This window comes from Bradyrhizobium sp. IAR9 (assembly GCF_013408065.1).
Classification (GTDB): Bacteria; Pseudomonadota; Alphaproteobacteria; order Rhizobiales; family Xanthobacteraceae; genus Bradyrhizobium.
The window spans coordinates 51,709-70,534 of sequence record NZ_JACBZW010000009.1 but is presented as its reverse complement, the minus strand read 5'-3'; the positions used below and the strand labels follow the sequence as shown (position 1 = coordinate 70,534).

Here is an 18,826-nt window from a genome sequence, read left to right as displayed (position 1 = left end):
GTGTGATGGATATCTTTGCCAACCTCGCTCACGGTTTTGCCGTCGCGCTGACCCCGATCAACCTGCTCATGTGCCTGATTGGCGCGCTGGTCGGCACCCTGGTCGGCGTGCTCCCGGGCATCGGCACCATCGCCACCGTCGCGATGCTGCTACCGATCACCTTCGGATTGCCGCCGGTCGGCGCGCTGATCATGCTCGCCGGCATCTATTACGGCGCCCAGTATGGCGGCTCGACCACGTCGATCCTGGTCAATATTCCAGGTGAGGCGACATCGGTCGTCACCGCTATCGACGGTCACCAGATGGCCAAGCAGGGCCGTGCCGGCCCGGCGCTGGCGATCGCGGCGATCGGCTCGTTCTTCGCCGGCTGCGTTGCGACCGTGCTGATTGCCCTGCTCGGCGCGCCGCTGACCAAGCTGGCGCTGGCGTTCGGTCCGGCCGAGTATTTCTCGCTGATGGTGCTCGGCCTGATCTTTGCGGTCGTGCTGGCCAAGGGTTCGGTGCTGAAGGCGATCGCGATGATCGTGTTCGGCCTGTTGCTGTCGATGGTCGGCTCGGACATCGAGACCGGCGCCTCTCGCATGGCCTTCAACATTCCAGAACTCGCCGACGGCCTCGGCTTTGCGACGGTGGCGATGGGCGTGTTCGGCTTCGCCGAGATCATCCGCAATCTCGACCATGGCGCCGAGATGAACCGCGATCTCGTGCAGCAGAAGATCACCGGCCTGATGCCGACCAAGAAGGACCTGCTCGACTCGACGCCGCCGATCCTGCGCGGCACCGTGCTCGGCTCGATCCTCGGCATCCTCCCCGGCGGCGGCGCGGTCATCGCCTCCTTCGCAGCCTATACGCTCGAGAAGAAGCTCGCCAAGAACCCGTCGCGGTTCGGCCGCGGCGCGATCGAGGGCGTGGCGGCGCCGGAAAGCGCCAACAACGCTGCGGCGCAGACCTCCTTCATCCCGCTGCTCACGCTCGGCATCCCGCCGAACGCGGTGATGGCGCTGATGGTGGGCGCGATGACCATCCATGGCATCGTGCCGGGTCCGCAGGTGATGCAGAAGCAGCCCGACCTCGTCTGGGGCATGATCGCCTCGATGTGGATCGGCAATCTGATGCTGATCATCATCAACCTGCCGCTGGTCGGAATCTGGGTCCGGTTGCTTCGCGTGCCGTACCGGCTGATGTTCCCCTCGATCGTGATCTTCTGCGCGATCGGCATCTACTCGGTGAACAACGCGCCGGTCGACGTCATCCTTGCCGGCGTGTTCGGTCTCGTCGGCTACTGGCTGATCAAGCACGATTTTGAGCCGGCACCGCTGCTGCTCGGAATGGTGCTCGGACCGCTGATGGAAGAGAACCTGCGCCGTGCGCTGCTGATCTCGCGCGGCGACTGGAGCGTGTTCCTGACGCGTCCGCTGTCGGCGGTGCTGCTCGCGATCGCGGCGAGCCTGCTGCTGCTCACGGTGCTGCCTGTGTTGCGGTCGAAGCGGGACCAGGTGTTCACCGAGTCTGAGAACTAGGAGGCTCCTGCGTCGGCGCGCCGCATTCGGAAGTCGAATCGACTTGTGTTACGGCTTCGTGAAATGAAAATGCCGGCCTTTGGGCCGGCATTTTGCTGTGTCCAAGGGAACGACGGGGATAGACATGACCTTCATTCGCGCGCTCACGAGCGCATGTGCCGTAGCGCTCGCCTCGCTGTGCGCTTTTGTTGCGCCGGCTGAGGCGCAGACTTATCCTACGCGCAGCATCACCATGATCGTGCCGTTTGCGGCCGGCGGCCCGACCGACGTCGTCGCGCGCATCGTCACCGCGCATATGGCGCAGACACTGGGACAGAGCATCATCATCGAGAACGTGGTCGGCGCCGGCGGCACCACCGCAACCACCCGCGCCGCGCGCGCGGCCAATGACGGCTATACGCTCATCACCGGGCATATGGGCACGCATGCCGCCTCGGTGCCGCTCTATCCGAAGCTCGCCTATCATCCCGAGAAGGACTTCGAGCCGATCGCGCTGCTCGCGGGCACCCCGATCCTGATCCTCGCGCGCAAGGACTTCCCGCCGAAGGATTTGAAGGAGTTCGTGGCCTATGTGAAGGCCAACGCCGAGAAGGTGAATGCTGCCCATGCCGGCGTCGGCTCGGTCTCGCACGTTTCCTGCGAGCTCCTGCACTCGATCCTCGACATCAAGCCGGTCGGCGTGCCCTTCAACGGCACGGGACCTGCGATGAACGCGCTGGTGGCGGGGCAGGTCGACTACATGTGCGACCAGATCGTCAACGCCGTGCCGCAGATCAATGCCGGGACCATCAAGGCCTATGCGATCGCAACGCCGGAGCGCAATCCGTCGCTGCCGAACGTGCCGACCACGGCGGAAGCGGGCCTGCCGAAATTCCAGGCCCAGGCCTGGAATGCGATGTTCGCGCCCAAGGGAACTTCGCCAGCGATTCTGGCCAGCCTGAACGCTGCGGCCAGCAAGGCGCTCGACGACGAGACCGTGAAGAAGCGCCTGCTCGAGCTCGGCAGCGTCATCCCGGGCCCTGCGGAGCGGACGCCGGAGGCGCTGGCCACCCTCGTCAAGAACGAGATCGCGAAATGGACCCCGGTGCTCAAGCCGGCAACTTAGGCAGTGCGATCAAGCCGATAGGGCAAGGGGCGGGACCTGGGTTCCGCCCCTTGTCGTTTGCGCCGGGACCACTCACTTTTCCGGGTATAATCGGAGCGGACAGCGAATCGCCGCTGTTGCAGCGCGGGGGCGGCCGCTAAGTTCGCCGCCTCCCCAAAGGCTCAGTCGCACATGCACCAGTATCAGGACCTGCTCGAGCGGATTCTTTCAGACGGCGCCGAGAAGACAGACCGGACCGGTACCGGCACGCTCTCGGTGTTCGGTCATCAGATGCGCTTCAATCTGTCGGCCGGCTTCCCGATGCTGACCACCAAGCGGCTGCCGCTGAAGGCGATCATCCACGAGCTGCTGTGGTTCCTGAAGGGCGACACCAACATCAAATATCTGCGCGACAACGGTGTCACCATCTGGGACGAATGGGCGGATGCCAATGGCGATCTCGGCCCGGTCTATGGCCATCAATGGCGCTCCTGGCCGGCGCCTGACGGCCGCAGCATCGACCAGATTGCGAACGTGGTCGACATGATCAAGCGCAATCCGGACTCGCGCCGCCTGATCGTCTCGGCGTGGAATCCAGCCGAAGTCGACAAGATGGCGCTGCCGCCGTGCCATTGCCTGTTCCAGTTCTACGTCGCAGGCGGCAAGCTGTCCTGCCAGCTCTATCAGCGCTCGGCCGACGTCTTCCTCGGCGTGCCCTTCAACATCGCCTCCTATGCGTTGCTGACCATGATGGTGGCGCAGGTCACCGGCCTGAAGCCCGGCGACTTCGTACATTCGTTCGGCGATACCCATCTCTATTCCAACCATCTGGAGCAGGCCCGGCTTCAGCTCACGCGCGCGCCGCGCGCGCTACCGGTGATGCGGATCAATCCCGATGTGAAGGACATCTTCTCCTTCCGCTTTGAGGATTTCGAGCTCGTCGGCTACGACCCGCATCCGCACATCAAGGCGGAAGTCGCGGTTTAGCGCCGATGTCGCTCAACATCCGACGTGTGCGCCCGGGCGAAGCCGGGCTCGTTCTCGCTTTCATCCGAGAGCTCGCCGAATACGAAAAACTCTCGCACGAGGTCGAAGCGACCGAGGCCGACATCGCCGATGCGCTGTTCGGCGAGCGACCGCAACTCTATTGCGCGATCGCCGAGTGGGACGGCGAGCCGGTCGGCTTCGCGGTCTGGTTTACAAATTTCTCCACCTTCAGTGGCCGTCATGGCATCTATCTCGAGGATCTCTACGTGCGGCCGTCGCATCGCGGCAGGGGGCTCGGCAAGGCGCTGCTGGTTTATCTGGCCAAGGAATGCGCCGATAACGGCTGGTCCCGCCTGCAATGGGCGGTGCTCGACTGGAACGCGCCGTCGATCGCGTTCTACAAATCGCTCGGCGCGTTGATGATGGACGATTGGACGCTGTGCCGCGTCACCGGGCCGGCGCTGACGCGGCTTGCCGGGAGTGCGCCGTGATGGAGATCGTCTTCGTCGTTGCGATCGCGGAGAACGGCGTCATCGGCGCGGGCAACGCGATCCCGTGGCGATTGAAATCCGACATGGCGCGCTTCAAGGCGCTCACGATCGGCAAACCCGTGATCATGGGCCGCAAGACCTTTGAATCATTGCCCCGCCGTCCGCTGCCGGGCCGCACGAACATCCTTATCACGCGCGATGCGGATTATCGCGCCAATGGTGCCATCGTCACGACGTCGGCCGCGGACGCCGACGCGGTCGCGCGCGGCGATGCCCTGCGGCGTTCGGTCACTGAGATCGCGGTGATCGGCGGCGCCGAGATCTTTCGGCAATGGCTCGATCGCGCCGATCGCCTCGAAATCACCGAAGTGCATGCGCGACCCGATGGCGATACGTATTTCGACATCGACAAGGCGGAATGGGACGAGGTGGGACGTGTCCGCCATCCTGCCGCAGGCGAGGACAGCGCCGACTTCTCCTATGTGACATATCGTCGGCGGCCGCGCCATTAACCGCATTCGTCAATGTTTACATTGACTTTTTCGAGCCCGAGCATAGCTCGGAAGACGGGCACCGCTGCGTTGTAAGGGACTTGCCTGTCCCCTATAAAGCCGGACCGGACAAAGCGGGCGGGGGCAATTCCACCCTGCCGAGGAGAGCGTCGAATGCCGTGGAAGAATCAGGGCGGTGGCCCATGGGGCTCGGGTCCGAAGGGACCATGGGGCTCAGGCCCGCAACCGGTCGGGCCGAGGCCGCCGGATCTGGAAGACCTTCTGCGGCGCGGCCAGGACCGCCTCCAGCAGATCATGCCGGGAGGCTATTTCTCCGGCATCGGCATCACGCTGATCGTGCTGCTGATCGTCGCGTTCTGGCTGCTGTCGGGCTTCTTCCGCGTGCAGTCCGAAGAGCTCGGCGTCGTGCTGCGTTTCGGCAAGCATGTTCGCACCGTGCAGCCGGGCCTGAACTATCATCTGCCCTATCCGATCGAGACAGTGCTGCTGCCCAAAGCGCTGCGCGTCAACACCATTTCGATCGGCATGACGCTGATCGACGATCCGGCACGGCGCGGCCGCTCCATTCGTGACGTGCCGGAAGAGAGTCTGATGCTGACCGGCGACGAGAACATCGTCGACGTCGACTTCACCGTGCTCTGGCGCATCAAGCCGGACGGCGTCGGCGACTTCCTCTTCAACATCCAGAATCCCGAAGGCACCGTGAAGGCGGTCTCCGAGAGCGCGATGCGCGAGGTGATCGGCCGCTCGCAGATCCAGCCGATCCTGACCGGCGCACGCAACGTCACCGAGCAGGGCGTGCAGGAGCTGATCCAGAGGACGCTGGACAGCTATGGCGCCGGCATTCAGGTCACCCAGGTGCAGATGCAGAAGGTCGATCCGCCGGCGCAGGTGATCGACGCGTTCCGCGACGTCCAGGCGGCGCGCGCCAATCTCGAGCAGTTGCAGAACGAGGCGCAGACCTACGCCAACCAGGTGGTGCCGCAGGCGCGGGGCCGCTCGGCCAAGATCCTGCAAGACGCCGAAGGCTACAAGGAGCAGGCGGTCGCCGAGGCCAAGGGCCAGAGCGCGCGCTTCCTGAAGGTGTACGAGGAATACAAGAAGGCGCCCGACGTGACGCGTGAACGGATCTATCTGGAGACGATGGAGCGCGTGCTCGGCGGCGCCGACAAGCTGGTCTATGACGGCGGGCCCTCGGGCCAGGGCATCGTGCCCTATCTGCCGCTCGGCGAACTGACGACCAAGCGGCCGCCTACCACCGGTCCGCAGTCGAGCGGAGGCAACCGATGAGGTCCCCGGTCACAGGTTTCGTCACGCTGGTTGGGCTCCTGCTGGTCGTGATCGTCGGCTACATGTCGCTGTTCACGGTGCAGCAGACCGAGCAGACCATCGTGCTCCAGTTCGGCCGGCCCGTCGACGTCGTCACCGCACCCGGCCTGCACTTCAAGGCGCCGTGGAATTCGGTGATCAACATCGACAAGCGGATCCTCGATCTGGAGAACCCGTCGCAGGAAGCGATCGCCTCCGATCAGAAGCGGCTCGTGGTCGACGCCTTCGCGCGCTACCGCATCAAGGATGCGCTGCGCTTCTATCAGAGCGTCGGCTCGATCCAGGCTGCCAACATCCAGCTCACCACGCTGCTGAACGCGGCGCTGCGGCGCGTGCTGGGCGAGGTCTCCTTCATCAACGTGGTGCGCGACGACCGCGAGAAGCTGATGCAGCGCATCCGCGACCAGCTCGATCGCGAGGCCGATGGCTACGGCATCCAGGTCGTCGACGTCCGGATCCGCCGCGCCGATCTGCCGGAGCAGAACAGCCAGGCGGTCTATCTGCGCATGAAGACCGAGCGCGAGCGCGAGGCGGCCGAGTTCCGCGCGCAGGGCGGCCAGAAGGCCCAGGAGATCAGGTCCAAGGCCGATCGTGAGGCGACCGTCATCGTCGCCGAGGCGAATTCGCAGGCCGAGCAGACCCGGGGCGCCGGCGATGCCGAGCGCAACCGCCTGTTCGCCGAAGCCTACAGCAAGGATGCCGACTTCTTCGCCTTCTACCGGTCGATGACGGCTTACGAGAACGGGCTGCGTTCGAACGACACCCGCTTCCTGCTGCGGCCGGACTCGGATTTCTTCCGGTACTTCAGTAACCCGTCCGGCAAGACGGCGACCGAGACGCCGGCGAAGCCGTAAGCTAGACAAAGGGCGGCGGATCTCGCCGCCCTTCGTCCAGACAAGAACAGCATAACGGGAGGTTCCAATCCGATGAGGTCCATTGCGTTCGCCGACTTCCTCATCGGCTTGGGCATCCTGTTCGTGCTGGAAGGCTTGATGTTCGCGGCAAGTCCCAACTGGATGCGCAAGGCCATGAAGAGCGCCATCGCCACGCCGGACAACATCCTGCGGGCGGTCGGGATCGGTTCGGCCATCGTCGGCCTGGTCCTGATCTGGGTCATGCGGCGCCCCATTTAGGCGGCGCGCCAACGCCAAAGTGAAGGCGAGAGACCGGTTTTCGCCGTATTATCGGGGTGTTGAGGCCCATTAACCTGCGCGCTTGCGCCGTCCCCCCGTCAAGCGCAGTCTGGCGCCGAATCCCTCTCTCTGGAGATCACAATGACCGCTGCCACCATTGCCCCGTCCCGCTCGCGACTTGGTGTGCGAATTGGGCTGGCCGCGCTCGCCGTCGCTGCTGTCAGCGCGTTCGGCTCGCCGGCTTATGCGCGCGGACCGGAGGGCATCGCCGACGTCGCCGAGAAGGTGATCGACGCGGTCGTCAACATCTCGACCTCACAGACCGTCGAGGCCAAGGGCGGCGGCAGCAACGCCATGCCGCAATTGCCGCCCGGCTCGCCCTTCGAGGAGTTCTTCGACGACTTCTTCAAGAACCGCAAAGGTCCGGGCGGCAGCAGCAAGGGTGGCGAGCGCGGCGACGGCGGCCCGCCGCCGCGCAAGACCAACTCGCTCGGAAGCGGCTTCATCATCGACACATCGGGCGTCGTCGTCACCAACAACCACGTCATCGCGGATGCCGACGAGATCAACGTCATCCTGAATGACGGTACCAAGATCAAGGCCGAGCTGGTCGGCGTCGACAAGAAGACCGACCTTGCAGTCTTGAAGTTCAAGCCGACCAAGCCGCTGGTCGCGGTGAAGTTCGGCGATAGCGACAAGCTGCGTCTCGGCGACTGGGTGGTCGCGATCGGCAACCCGTTCAGCCTGGGCGGCACGGTGACGGCCGGCATCGTCTCGGCCAAGAACCGCGACATCTCCTCGGGTCCCTATGACAGCTACATCCAGACCGATGCCTCCATCAACCGCGGCAATTCCGGCGGTCCGCTGTTCAACCTCGATGGCGACGTCATCGGCGTCAACACGCTGATCATCTCGCCCTCGGGCGGCTCGATCGGCATCGGCTTCGCGGTGCCGTCGAAGACGGTTGCGGGCGTCGTCGACCAGCTCCGTCAGTTCGGCGAGCTGCGCCGCGGCTGGCTCGGCGTGCGGATCCAGAGCGTCACCGACGAGATCGCCGAGAGCCTCAGCATCAAGCCGGCGCGCGGCGCGCTGGTTGCGGGCGTCGACGACAAGGGCCCGGCCAAGCCGGCCGGCATCGAGCCGGGCGACGTCGTCGTCAAGTTCGACGGCAAGGACGTCAAGGATCCGAAGGACCTGTCCCGCGTCGTCGCCGACACGGCGGTCGGCAAGGAAGTCGACGTCATTATCATCCGCAAGGGCAAGGAAGAAACCAAAAAGGTCACCCTCGGCCGTCTCCAGGATCCCGAGAAGGTACAGGCTGCGGTGAAGACCGACGAGCCCGCGCCCGAGAAGCCGGTGACGCAGAAGGCGCTCGGCCTTGATCTTGCGGCGCTGAACAAGGATCTGCGCAGCCGCTACAAGATCAAGGAGAGCGTCAAGGGCGTGGTCGTCACCAATGTCGACGCGAATTCCGACGCCGCCGAGAAGCGGCTCTCCGCCGGCGACGTCATCGTCGAGGTCGCGCAGGAGGCCGTCTCCAGCGGCGCCGACATCCAGAAGCGGGTCGACCAGCTCAAGAAGGACGGCAAGAAGTCGGTGCTGCTGCTGGTGTCCAATGCCGACGGCGAGCTGCGGTTTGTTGCGCTGAGCGTGCAGTAGTCGCTGGCCGGTGCCGTAGGGTGGGCAAAGCGACTTGTCCGCCGTAGCTCGAAGAGCGAAGGCGGAAGCGTGCCCACCACCTGTCGCCGTCGGAGAAAGATCGTGGGCACGGCGCTTTGCGCCTTTGCCCACCCTACGGCCGCTGAGCATGCGGCAAGAGGCTACCCCTCCACGAACTCGTCCCGCCGATACCCCTGCGCATACAGCAGCGCGGTGAGGTCGCCGTGATCGATCCGCGCCGCCGCAGCCGCCGCTACGGCCGGCTTGGCGTGATAGGCGACGCCCAGCCCCGCGGCCTGGATCATTGCGAGATCATTGGCGCCGTCGCCGACCACGACCGAATCGATGTCGTCGAGATCGAACGACTCCATCAGATCCACCAGCGTCGCGAGCTTCGCCGCGCGCCCCAAAATCGGCTCCTTCACCTCGCCGGTGAACTTGCCGTCGCGCACGACCAGCTCGTTGGCACGGTTCTCCTGGAAGCCGATCTTGGCGGCGACCGCGGTCGTGAACAGCGTGAAGCCGCCGGAGACGAGGCAGGTATAGGCGCCGTGCTTGCGCATGGTCGCGACCAGTTCGCGGCCGCCCGGGGTCAGCGTGATGCGCTTGGCCAGCACCTCATCGACCACGCCGGCGGGCAGGTCCTTCAGCAGCGCGACGCGCTCGCGCAGTGCCGGCTCGAACTCGATCTCGCCGCGCATGGCGCGTTCGGTGATGGCGGCCACGTGGGCCTTCATCCCGACGAGATCGGCAAGCTCGTCGATGCATTCCTGGCCGATCATGGTGGAATCCATGTCGGCGAGAAAAAGCTTCTTGCGCCGGGCGCCGACTGGCTGCACGACGATGTCGACGGGCAGGTCGCCGCGAAGCTCGCGGAGCCGCTGCTCGATGGCGTGACGGTCGGCTTCGAGGTTACTGTCGGCGCCGAAGGGAATGTCGACCGCAACCCCGTCGAACAGCCAGTGCGCGGGAGCTGCCTGGGGCAGCACGGCGCGGGCGCCATCGACGATGGTGGAGTCGAGCGCGGGATTGTCGGGGTTGCAGATCAGCGTGGCGACGAGGGACATTTGAGGTTTTCGTGAGCGAGGGGCAAGTCAGCAGAAGCCATGTTGGCAAGGCCGTGCTTATCGCAGGCCCGACCGCCAGCGGCAAGTCGGCGCTGGCGCTGGAGCTTGCCCTCAGCACGGGCGGGGTCGTCATCAATGCCGATTCCATGCAGGTCTATCGTGACCTGCGGATCATCACGGCGCGCCCCACACAAAGCGAGGAAGCGCGCGCGCCGCATCGCCTGTACGGTCATGTCGATGCAGCCGTGAATTTTTCGGCCGGTGCCTGGGTGAGTGATGCAGCCAAGGCGCTCGACGAGGCAGAAGCGGAAGGCCGTCTGCCGATCTTCATCGGCGGCACCGGGCTCTATTTCAAGGCGCTGACGGCGGGACTCTCCGTGGTGCCGCCAATCCCTGCCGAGGTGCGCGAGGACGTGCGCGCGCGGCTGGAACGCAACGGCGTCGAGGCGCTGCATGCGGAACTGGCGCGTCGCGACCCCAGTGCGGCCGAGCGATTGAACCTGCGTGACCGCACCCGGATCGCGCGCGCGCTCGAAGTGGTCGAGGCGACCGGCCGCTCGCTGCTCGACTGGCACCAGGAGGGCCAGCCGCCGCTGCTGCCGAAGGACAGTTTTCGCGCGATATTTCTCGCACCCGAACGGGACGAGCTCTATGCCCGTATCGATGCCCGCTTCGACGCCATGCTGGGCGCCGGCGCGCTGAGCGAGGTCGACCGGCTTGCCGCCAGAAACCTCGATCCGCTGCTGCCGGCGATGAAGGCTCATGGCGTGCCGGCCCTGATCCGGCACTTACGCGGTGAGCTCAGCCTGGAGCAGGCCGCCACCACTGGCCGCGCCGACACCCGCCACTACGCCAAGCGGCAATTCACCTGGTTCCGGCACCAATTGCCGGAGTTCGAATGGGTGAAGCCCGGGGAGGCGCGGGGATGGCTCGCCGCCCTTGTGAACGCGGCCCGCGACCCCGCCTGAGGCGCTTTTCCGTCCGGGTTCCCGAATTTACCTCTCGCCGAACCCAGGGAACACCGCTACACTGCCAAAATCGCGCGGGAACGGTCGCATCGCCTTGACATCCAGGCTTTGGCCGCTATGTTTCGCGCAACCTTTGGGAAGCCGGGCGCCCGCCATGCGTAACATTATTACCAAACTCCTTATCGCCGTCGTACCCAGGCACACCGCCGGGGGTGGCTAGCTGCCATCCACATGACAGGCGGTGTGCATGGGCCCTCTTCGGGGCCTTTTTTATTTCCCGAACCAGACACGAACGAAGCCGCTGACAACAGCGCATCCGGAGCAAGCCAATGAGCGACAAGAGCCACGATCCGAACCAGATGACCGGCGCTGCGATGATCGTTCGCGCGCTCATCGATCATGGCGTGACCGACATTTTCGGCTATCCCGGCGGCGCGGTGCTTCCGATCTATGACGAGATCTTTCAGCAGAGCGAGGTCCAGCACATCCTGGTCCGCCACGAGCAGGGCGCCGGCCACGCCGCAGAAGGTTATGCGCGCTCGACCGGCAAGCCGGGCGTTGCGCTGGTGACCTCCGGCCCCGGTGCCACCAATATGGTGACGCCGCTCACCGACGCGCTGATGGACTCGATCCCGCTGGTCTGCATCTCCGGCCAGGTGCCGACGCATCTGATCGGCAACGACGCGTTCCAGGAATGCGACACCGTCGGCATCACGCGTCCCTGCACCAAGCACAATTGGCTGGTGCGCGACGTCAACGATCTCGCCAAAGTGCTGCACGAAGCGTTCTATGTCGCGACCTCCGGCCGTCCCGGCCCGGTGCTGGTCGACGTCCCCAAGGACGTGCAATTCGCGACCGGCACCTATCATCCGCCGCGCAAATCCGACGTGCACCGCTCCTACGCGCCACGCGTGAAGGGAGATGCGACGCAGATCCGCAAAGCCGTCGCACTGCTGGCCCATGCCAAGCGCCCCGTGATCTACAGCGGCGGCGGCGTCATCAATTCCGGCCCCGAGGCGACCAAGCTGCTGCGCGAACTGGTCGAGGTCACGGGCTTTCCGATCACCTCGACACTGATGGGCCTCGGCGCCTATCCGGCGTCGGGCAAGAACTGGCTCGGCATGCTCGGCATGCACGGCACTTATGAAGCCAACATGACGATGCATGATTGCGACGTCATGCTGTGCGTCGGCGCGCGCTTCGACGACCGCATCACCGGCCGCGTCGATGCGTTCTCGCCGGGCTCGAAGAAGATCCACATCGACATCGACCCGTCCTCGATCAACAAGAACATCCGCGTCGACGTGCCGATCATCGGCGATTGCGGCAACATCCTCGGCGACATCCTCCAGGTGTTCAAGGCCGAGGCGAAGAAGCCCGACATCAAGGCGTGGTGGCAGCAGATCGCGCAGTGGCGCGCCCGCAACTCGCTCTACTACCGGAAGAGCAACGAGGTGATCCTGCCGCAGCACGCGATCCAGAGCCTGTTCGAGGCGACGCGCGGCAGGGATACCTACATCACGACGGAAGTCGGCCAGCACCAGATGTGGGCGGCGCAGTTCTTCGGTTTCGAGGAGCCGCATCGCTGGATGACCTCGGGCGGTCTCGGCACCATGGGCTACGGCCTGCCGGCGGCGGTCGGCGTGCAGGTTGCCCATCCCGACAGCCTCGTCATCGACATCGCGGGCGATGCCTCGGTGCAGATGACGATGCAGGAGATGTCGACGGCGGTTCAGTACGAGCTGCCGATCAAGATCTTCATCCTGAACAACCAGTACATGGGCATGGTGCGGCAGTGGCAGCAGCTGCTGCACGGCAACCGCCTGTCGCATTCCTACTCGGAGGCGCTGCCGGATTTCGTCAAGCTCGCGGAAGCCTATGGCGGCGTCGGCATCCAGGTGCACAAGCCCGGCGATCTCGACGGCGCCATCCAGGAGATGATTTCGGTCAAGCGCCCGGTGCTGTTCGACTGTCGCGTCGCCGCGCTCGAAAACTGCTTCCCGATGATCCCCTCGGGCAAGGCGCACAACGAGATGCTGTTGCCGGAGCAGGCCAACGACGAGGCCACCGCCAAGGCGTTCGCCGGCGGCAAGGCGCTGGTGTGAGGCCATGTTCGACCTGACCGAGCTCGAGCGCGCACATGCGATCGTGGGGCAGGCGATGCCGGCAACGCCGGCACACGCCTGGCCTTTGCTCGCCGAGCGGCTCGGCGCGCAGGTCGTGGTCAAGCACGAGAACCACACGCCGATCGGGGCTTTCAAGGTGCGCGGCGGGCTGGTCTATCTCGAGCGGCTGAAGCGCGAGCAGCCGAATATTCCCGGCATCATCTCGGCGACGCGCGGCAATCACGGCCAGAGCCTGGCGTTCGCGGCGAGCCGCCACGGCGTGCCCGCGGTGATCTACGTGCCGCGCGGCAATTCGGCCGAGAAGAATCGCGCGATGAAGGCCTTTGGCGCCGAGCTCATCGAGCATGGCGAGGATTTCCAGGCCGCGCGTGAGGAAGCCGAGCGCCGCGCGCAGTTTACCGGGCTCCATATGGTGCCGTCGTTCCACCCCGACCTTGTGCTCGGCGTCGCCACTTATGCGCTTGAGCTGTTCAAGGCCGCGGCGGACCTCGACATGCTCTATGTGCCGATCGGGCAGGGCTCCGGCATCTGCGGCTGCATCATGGCGCGCGACCTGCTCGGCCTGAAGACCGAGATCGTCGGCGTGCAGTCGACCGAAGCTCCGTCCTACGCGCTGTCGTTTGCGGCCGGCAAGATCGTGACGACCGAAACCAGCAACACGCTCGCCGACGGCATGGCGACGCGCATTCCGGACGCCGAGGCATTCACGCTGATCCGCAAGGGTGCCTCGCGCATCGTAGAGGTCACCGACGCTGAGGTCGCGGCCGCGATCCGTGCGCTCTGGACCGACACGCACAATCTCGCCGAAGGCGCGGGAGCAGCCGCGCTCGCCGCGGCGCTGCAGGAAAAGAGCAAGTTGAAGGGCAAGCGCGTCGGTCTCGTGCTGTCCGGCGGCAATATCGATTTCGATCTGTTCCGCCGTTGGGTCGGGACAGACGCGTCAGCGATGGCGTGAGGAAGAGACAAGAGGGGACGACAATGAACCAGCCCGCATCCGCCTACTTCATCGAGGATCGCCACGATCCCAACGAGACGCATACACTCTCGGTGCTCGTGCAGAACGAGCCTGGCGTGCTCGCGCGCGTCATCGGCCTGTTCTCGGGCCGCGGCTACAACATCGAGAGCCTCACGGTCTCGGAGACCGAGGCCCAGAAGCACCTGTCGCGCATCACCATCGTCACGACGGGTACGCCGATGGTGATCGAGCAGATCAAGCACCAGCTAGACCGCATGATCCCGGTCTACCGGGTCGTCGACATGACCCAGACCAAGCGCTCGATCGAGCGCGAGCTGGCGATGGTGAAGGTGCGCGGGCAGGGCGAGCATCGGGTCGAGGCGCTCAGGCTCGCGGATGCGTTCCGCGCCCGGGTGATCGACGCCACGACCGAGAGCTTTGTGTTCGAGATCACAGGCAATACGGACAAGATCAATCAATATATCGACCTGATGCGCCCGCTCGGCCTCGTCGAGGTGTCGCGCACCGGCGTTGCCGCGATCGGCCGCGGGCCTGAAGGGATGTGAACCATGCTGGCGCGCGACTGGTACTATAACGAGCGGAACCGGATGGGGATCGAGCCCGCTGTGGCCTCGATCTACGACGCCCACGACGATGCCGATCTGCGGGCGCGCGCCGCGCTGAAAATGCTGGGAGTCCAGCGCGGCTGGCGCATCGCCGACATCGGCTGCGGCAACGGCGTGCTGGCGACCGAAGCCGCACTGCTGGGCGCGGAGGTGGACGCCATCGACATCTCGCCGGCAATGCTGGCGCTTGCCGAGATCTACGCGCGTGATCGCAAGGCTCCCGTGCGCACACAGTCCGCCGGCCTGCTCAGCTTCGCCTATCGGCCGGAATCCTACGACCTGATCGTCAGCGAATTCACGCTGCACCACCTGCCGGATTTCTGGAAGGCGGTGGCGATGTCGCGAATCTATCGTGCGCTGAAGCCGGGCGCGAGCTTCTATCTGCGCGACATCGTCTATGCCTCCATGCCCGATGCGATCGAGCGCGACGTCGAGCAATGGGCCGACTACCAGATCAAGAACCACGATTTTTCGCGCGAAGGCGTCGTCACTCATATGCGCGACGAATACTCCACCTTCGGCTGGGTGATGGAGCGGATGCTGACCGACGTCGGCTTCGCGCTGGTCTCGGCCGATTACCACGCACCGATGCACGGCACCTATCTGCTGCGCAAACCAAGAGCCGGCGAGCAAGGCTAGACGACAACAACAGGGCTGCACGACAGGGCAGAACCGAGAACAACAATGAAGCCGGCCGATATCCTCATCGCCATCCTGGTGGCGATCATCTGGGGACTTGCCTTCGTGGCGAGCCGGATCGCGCTCGACGAGCTTTCGCCGGAGCTGATGACGGCGCTGCGTTTTTCCATCGCCGCGTTGCCGTGCCTGTTCATCCGCAAGCCCAAAATCGCCTGGTCGCTGCTGATCGCGATCAGCTTTACGCTGTTCCTCGGTCAATTCCTGAACCAGGCCTATGGTATCGCCCATGGCGTGCCGGTGGGGCTGACCAGCGTCGTCGTGCAGAGCCAGGCGCTGTTCACGATCGGCTTTGCCGCGATCGCTTTTGGCGAGCGGCCGACGCCGATGCAGGCGCTCGGCGTTGGTATCGCTGCGATCGGCCTTCTGATGATCTGCGGTACGGTCGGCTATGATTTCAGCGTCGCCGCGTTTGCGGTGCTGATGATCTCGCCGGTCAGCTTTGCCGTCGGCAATCTGCTGCTGCGCGGCGCCCGCGGCGTGCCGATGTTCGACCTGTTCGCGTGGTTGTGCCTTGCCGCGGCCGTGCCGCTGTTCGTGGTGGCGCTGATCGCTAATGGCCCTGCGCCGACATGGACATCGCTGAGCCACATAACGCTGACAGCGGCTCTCTGCATGCTGGCGCTTGGCGGCATCTCGACCAGCATCGCCTATTGGCTCTGGGGCCGGCTGCTGCGCGACTATCCCGCCGCGCAAGTGGTGCCGTTTGCGCTGCTGGTGCCGTTCGTCGGCTCGGCCGCCTCCAGCATCGTGTTCGGCGAGCGGTTCGGACCCTTGCGGCTCGCCGGCATGCTGACCGTGATCGGTGGTATCGCGGTGATGGTGCTGGCGAAGCGGCCCAAGGCGTTACCCGAAGAACCGTTGCCGAAAACGGCGTGAGGTGAGCATGTCCCAGTCGCTGCTCTATGCCTTCCTGATCTTCATGGTCGTGATGTATTTCACGCCCGGGCCGAACAACATCATGCTGCTGTCCTCGGGCCTGACCTACGGCTTCCGCCGCACCGTCCCTCACATCGTCGGCATCGTCCTCGGCTTCGCCTTCATGGTCGCCGCCGTCGGCCTCGGGCTCGGCTCCGTGTTCCTGGCCTATCCGATCCTCCAGACCATCCTGAAATATGCCGGTGCCGCCTACCTGATCTATCTTGCCGTCGCGATCGCCATGTCCGGCCCGACCAAGCCGGGCGAGGGGGATGGCCGCGGCCCGATGACCTTCTGGGGCGCGGCGATGTTCCAATGGATCAATGCCAAGGGCTGGGTGATCGTCATCGGCACCATCACCGCCTATGCGGCGATCGCCCAATTCCCGCTCAACATCGCGATCCAGACCGTGATCAGCCTGCTCGTCGGCACCGTCTCGACCGTGGTCTGGGCCCTGTTCGGCTCGGCATTGCGGCCGGTCCTGACCTCGGAGCGGCTGGTCCGCGCCTTCAATATCCTGATGGCGATCCTGCTGCTGGCCTCCCTCTACCCCGTTTTCATGGATGCATGATGTCGCGGATTTCCATGCAGAAACGGGTTTCCCAGCCGGCTGAAAATGCTCTAGACAGCCCCCGAAATCCGCAAATTTCACCGTCCAAGACTTGAGCAGTCGGACCTGACCAACGGCCGATTCTGGCCCCTAACGAGGAAACGACCCATGCGTGTTTATTACGATCGCGACGCCGACCTGAACCTGATCAAGGGCAAGAAGGTCGCCATCGTGGGCTATGGCAGCCAGGGCCACGCCCATGCGCTCAACCTGAAGGATTCCGGCGTCAAGGACGTCGCCATTGCGCTGCGCAAGGACTCGGGCTCGGTCAAGAAGGCGGAAGCCGCCGGCTTCAAGGTGATGGAAGTCGCCGAAGCCGCCAAATGGGCCGACCTCGTCATGATGCTGACCCCGGACGAGCTCCAGGGCGATATCTATCGCGATCACCTGCACGACAACATGAAGAAGGGCGCCGCCCTCGTGTTCGCGCACGGCCTCAACGTCCACTTCAACCTGCTCGACCCGCGCGCCGATCTCGACGTGCTCATGATCGCGCCGAAGGGTCCCGGCCACACCGTGCGCTCGGAATATCAGCGCGGCGGCGGCGTGCCCTGCCTGATCGCAATCGCCAAGGACGTCTCGGGCAACGCCCATGACCTCGGCCTGTCCTACGCCTCGGCTGTCGGCGGCGGCCGCGCCGGCATCATCGAGACCACCTTCAAGGAAGAGTGCGAGACCGACCTGTTCGGCGAGCAGGTGGTGCTCTGCGGCGGCCTGGTCGAGCTGATCAAGGGCGGCTACGAGACCCTGGTCGAAGCCGGCTACGCCCCGGAGATGGCCTATTTCGAGTGCCTGCACGAAGTGAAGCTGATCGTCGACCTGATTTATGAAGGCGGCATCGCCAACATGAACTACTCGATCTCCAACACCGCGGAGTATGGCGAGTACGTCACCGGCCCGCGCATCGTCACCGCCGAGACCAAGGCGGAGATGAAGCGCGTTCTCGCCGACATCCAGGGCGGCAAGTTCGCCCGCGACTGGATGCTCGAGAACAAGGTCAACCAGACCTCGTTCAAGGCGACCCGCGCCAAGCTCGCTCAGCACCCGATCGAGGAAGTCGGCGCGAAGCTGCGCGATATGATGCCCTGGATCAAGAAGGGCGCGCTGGTCGACAAGTCGAAGAACTAAGTCGTCTCCCGGACGCAGCGCATCACGCAGGTGGTGCGCTGCTGATCCGGGGGCCATTGCGGCTCCTGGGTCCCGGCTTCTGCGCTCCGTTTCGCTGCGCTTGTCCGGGACATGGGCAAAAATCCAAGGCATGATCGCAGGAACTCCAGGGGAGGAAGACCATGCGATCTGTCGTCGTCACCGGTGCGTCCACAGGCATCGGCTGGGCTACTGCCAAATTCCTGATCGGGCGCGGCTATCGCGTGTTCGGCAGCGTCCGCAAGCAGGCCGATGCCGACCGGCTTCAGGGTGAGTTTGGCGCCAATTTCACGCCGCTGCTGTTCGACGTCACCGACGAGGCCGCGGTCCTCGCTGCTGCGCGAAAAGTTCGCGAAGCGCTGAACGGTGAGACGCTGGCCGGCCTCGTCAACAATGCGGGCATCGCCGTCGCCGGTCCCGTGCTCGAATTGTCGGCGGATGATTTCCGCCGCCAGATGAACATCAACGTCATCGGCCCTGTCATCGCGACGCAGGCGTTCGGGCCGCTGCTCGGGGCCGACCCGTCGCTGAAAGGGCCGAAGGGGCGGATCGTGATGATCAGCTCGGTCGCAGGAAAGAACGGCAATCCGCTTTCAGCGCCCTACTGCACCTCCAAGCACGCCGTCGAGGGACTGTCGGAAAGCCTGCGCCGCGAATTGATGCTGTTCGGCATCGACGTCATCATCGTCGCCCCCTGCGCGGTGAAGACGCCGATCTGGAGCAAGGCCGAGCAGATCGATCTCTCCGTCTACCAGAACTCGCCCTATCTCCCGGCGCTCAACAAGGTCATGGCCTTCATGATGGACCTCGGCGCGAAGGGCCTGCCGCCCGAGCGGATCGCCGAGATCGTGTTCGAGGCGCTGACCGCGCCGAGCCCCAAGGTGCGCTATCAGATCACGCCGGACCCGCTGCGCCATCTGATCGGCGCCGTACTGCCGAAACGGACGATCGACCGGATCATCGCCAAGCGGCTCGGGCTGTTGCCGCAGTAAAGGCGGG

General features: G+C 64.9%; 19 protein-coding genes. 18 read left to right on the top strand and 1 reads right to left on the bottom strand.

The annotated features are described in order from the left end of the window. Nucleotides 1-5 precede the first annotated feature (5 nt). The 9 genes from GGD67_RS23225 (at nt 6) to GGD67_RS23185 (ending at nt 8,715) form a co-directional block, all read left to right on the top strand. Nucleotides 6-1,520 (top strand): tripartite tricarboxylate transporter permease, encoded by a 1,515-nt coding sequence (locus tag GGD67_RS23225; RefSeq protein WP_026202241.1) that lies wholly within the window; start codon nt 6-8, stop codon nt 1,518-1,520. Between the two features lie 124 nt (nt 1,521-1,644). Then, nucleotides 1,645-2,625: a tripartite tricarboxylate transporter substrate binding protein BugD gene (locus GGD67_RS23220; protein WP_179736101.1), complete on the top strand. Its 981-nt coding sequence runs from the start codon at nt 1,645-1,647 to the stop codon at nt 2,623-2,625. A gap of 171 nt (nt 2,626-2,796) precedes the next feature. Continuing rightward, complete coding sequence (locus GGD67_RS23215) at nt 2,797-3,591, top strand: thymidylate synthase (protein ID WP_018319711.1); 795 nt, start codon at nt 2,797-2,799, stop codon at nt 3,589-3,591. 5 nt (nt 3,592-3,596) lie between these two features. After that, the gene (locus GGD67_RS23210; RefSeq protein ID WP_179736099.1) at nt 3,597-4,082 is read left to right on the top strand and encodes a GNAT family N-acetyltransferase; all 486 of its coding nucleotides are present in this window, start codon (nt 3,597-3,599) and stop codon (nt 4,080-4,082) included. Further along, nucleotides 4,082-4,594, top strand: a complete 513-nt coding sequence (locus GGD67_RS23205) for a dihydrofolate reductase (protein WP_179736374.1) — start codon at nt 4,082-4,084, stop codon at nt 4,592-4,594. The genes GGD67_RS23210 and GGD67_RS23205 overlap by 1 nt, the downstream gene beginning before the upstream one ends. A gap of 153 nt (nt 4,595-4,747) precedes the next feature. Then, nucleotides 4,748-5,884, top strand: a complete 1,137-nt coding sequence (gene hflK, locus GGD67_RS23200) for an FtsH protease activity modulator HflK (protein ID WP_018319714.1) — start codon at nt 4,748-4,750, stop codon at nt 5,882-5,884. Next, entirely contained in the window at nt 5,881-6,777 is an 897-nt protein-coding gene (gene hflC, locus GGD67_RS23195; RefSeq protein ID WP_018319715.1) for a protease modulator HflC, read from the top strand. The genes hflK and hflC overlap by 4 nt, the downstream gene beginning before the upstream one ends. A gap of 72 nt (nt 6,778-6,849) precedes the next feature. Continuing rightward, nucleotides 6,850-7,056 carry a DUF2065 domain-containing protein gene (locus GGD67_RS23190; protein ID WP_018319716.1) on the top strand — a complete coding sequence of 69 codons (207 nt, stop codon included), beginning with the start codon at nt 6,850-6,852 and terminating at the stop codon, nt 7,054-7,056. A 141-nt stretch (nt 7,057-7,197) separates the two neighbouring features. Further along, nucleotides 7,198-8,715 (top strand): Do family serine endopeptidase, encoded by a 1,518-nt coding sequence (locus GGD67_RS23185; protein ID WP_179736097.1) that lies wholly within the window; start codon nt 7,198-7,200, stop codon nt 8,713-8,715. A gap of 161 nt (nt 8,716-8,876) precedes the next feature. On the opposite strand, the gene serB is transcribed toward GGD67_RS23185, so the two are convergent. Continuing rightward, nucleotides 8,877-9,782 carry a phosphoserine phosphatase SerB gene (serB, locus tag GGD67_RS23180; RefSeq protein ID WP_092253337.1) on the bottom strand — a complete coding sequence of 302 codons (906 nt, stop codon included), beginning with the start codon at nt 9,780-9,782 and terminating at the stop codon, nt 8,877-8,879. An 11-nt stretch (nt 9,783-9,793) separates the two neighbouring features. On the opposite strand from serB, the gene miaA reads away from it, so the two are divergent. The 9 genes from miaA to GGD67_RS23135 all read left to right on the top strand — a co-directional run bounded on the left by miaA (nt 9,794) and on the right by GGD67_RS23135 (nt 18,819). Continuing rightward, nucleotides 9,794-10,750 carry a tRNA (adenosine(37)-N6)-dimethylallyltransferase MiaA gene (miaA, locus tag GGD67_RS23175; RefSeq protein WP_179736095.1) on the top strand — a complete coding sequence of 319 codons (957 nt, stop codon included), beginning with the start codon at nt 9,794-9,796 and terminating at the stop codon, nt 10,748-10,750. 329 nt (nt 10,751-11,079) lie between these two features. Continuing rightward, nucleotides 11,080-12,855 carry an acetolactate synthase 3 large subunit gene (locus GGD67_RS23170; protein ID WP_018319720.1) on the top strand — a complete coding sequence of 592 codons (1,776 nt, stop codon included), beginning with the start codon at nt 11,080-11,082 and terminating at the stop codon, nt 12,853-12,855. A gap of 4 nt (nt 12,856-12,859) precedes the next feature. After that, nucleotides 12,860-13,831 (top strand): threonine dehydratase, encoded by a 972-nt coding sequence (locus tag GGD67_RS23165; protein ID WP_179736093.1) that lies wholly within the window; start codon nt 12,860-12,862, stop codon nt 13,829-13,831. A gap of 23 nt (nt 13,832-13,854) precedes the next feature. Beyond that, a complete protein-coding gene (ilvN, locus tag GGD67_RS23160) occupies nt 13,855-14,397 on the top strand; it encodes an acetolactate synthase small subunit (protein WP_011089241.1) in 543 nt (180 codons plus the stop codon). Between the two features lie 3 nt (nt 14,398-14,400). Continuing rightward, nucleotides 14,401-15,096, top strand: coding sequence for a class I SAM-dependent methyltransferase (locus GGD67_RS23155; protein ID WP_091961418.1), 696 nt, complete (start codon nt 14,401-14,403; stop codon nt 15,094-15,096). A gap of 45 nt (nt 15,097-15,141) precedes the next feature. Beyond that, nucleotides 15,142-16,032, top strand: a complete 891-nt coding sequence (locus GGD67_RS23150; protein WP_179736091.1) for an EamA family transporter — start codon at nt 15,142-15,144, stop codon at nt 16,030-16,032. Nucleotides 16,033-16,039: 7 nt separating this feature from the next. Then, nucleotides 16,040-16,642 (top strand): LysE family translocator, encoded by a 603-nt coding sequence (locus GGD67_RS23145; protein WP_179736089.1) that lies wholly within the window; start codon nt 16,040-16,042, stop codon nt 16,640-16,642. A gap of 147 nt (nt 16,643-16,789) precedes the next feature. Further along, nucleotides 16,790-17,809, top strand: a complete 1,020-nt coding sequence (gene ilvC / locus GGD67_RS23140) for a ketol-acid reductoisomerase (protein ID WP_018319725.1) — start codon at nt 16,790-16,792, stop codon at nt 17,807-17,809. 161 nt (nt 17,810-17,970) lie between these two features. Then, nucleotides 17,971-18,819, top strand: coding sequence for an SDR family oxidoreductase (locus tag GGD67_RS23135; RefSeq protein WP_179736087.1), 849 nt, complete (start codon nt 17,971-17,973; stop codon nt 18,817-18,819). The last annotated feature ends 7 nt before the right edge of the window (nt 18,820-18,826 follow it).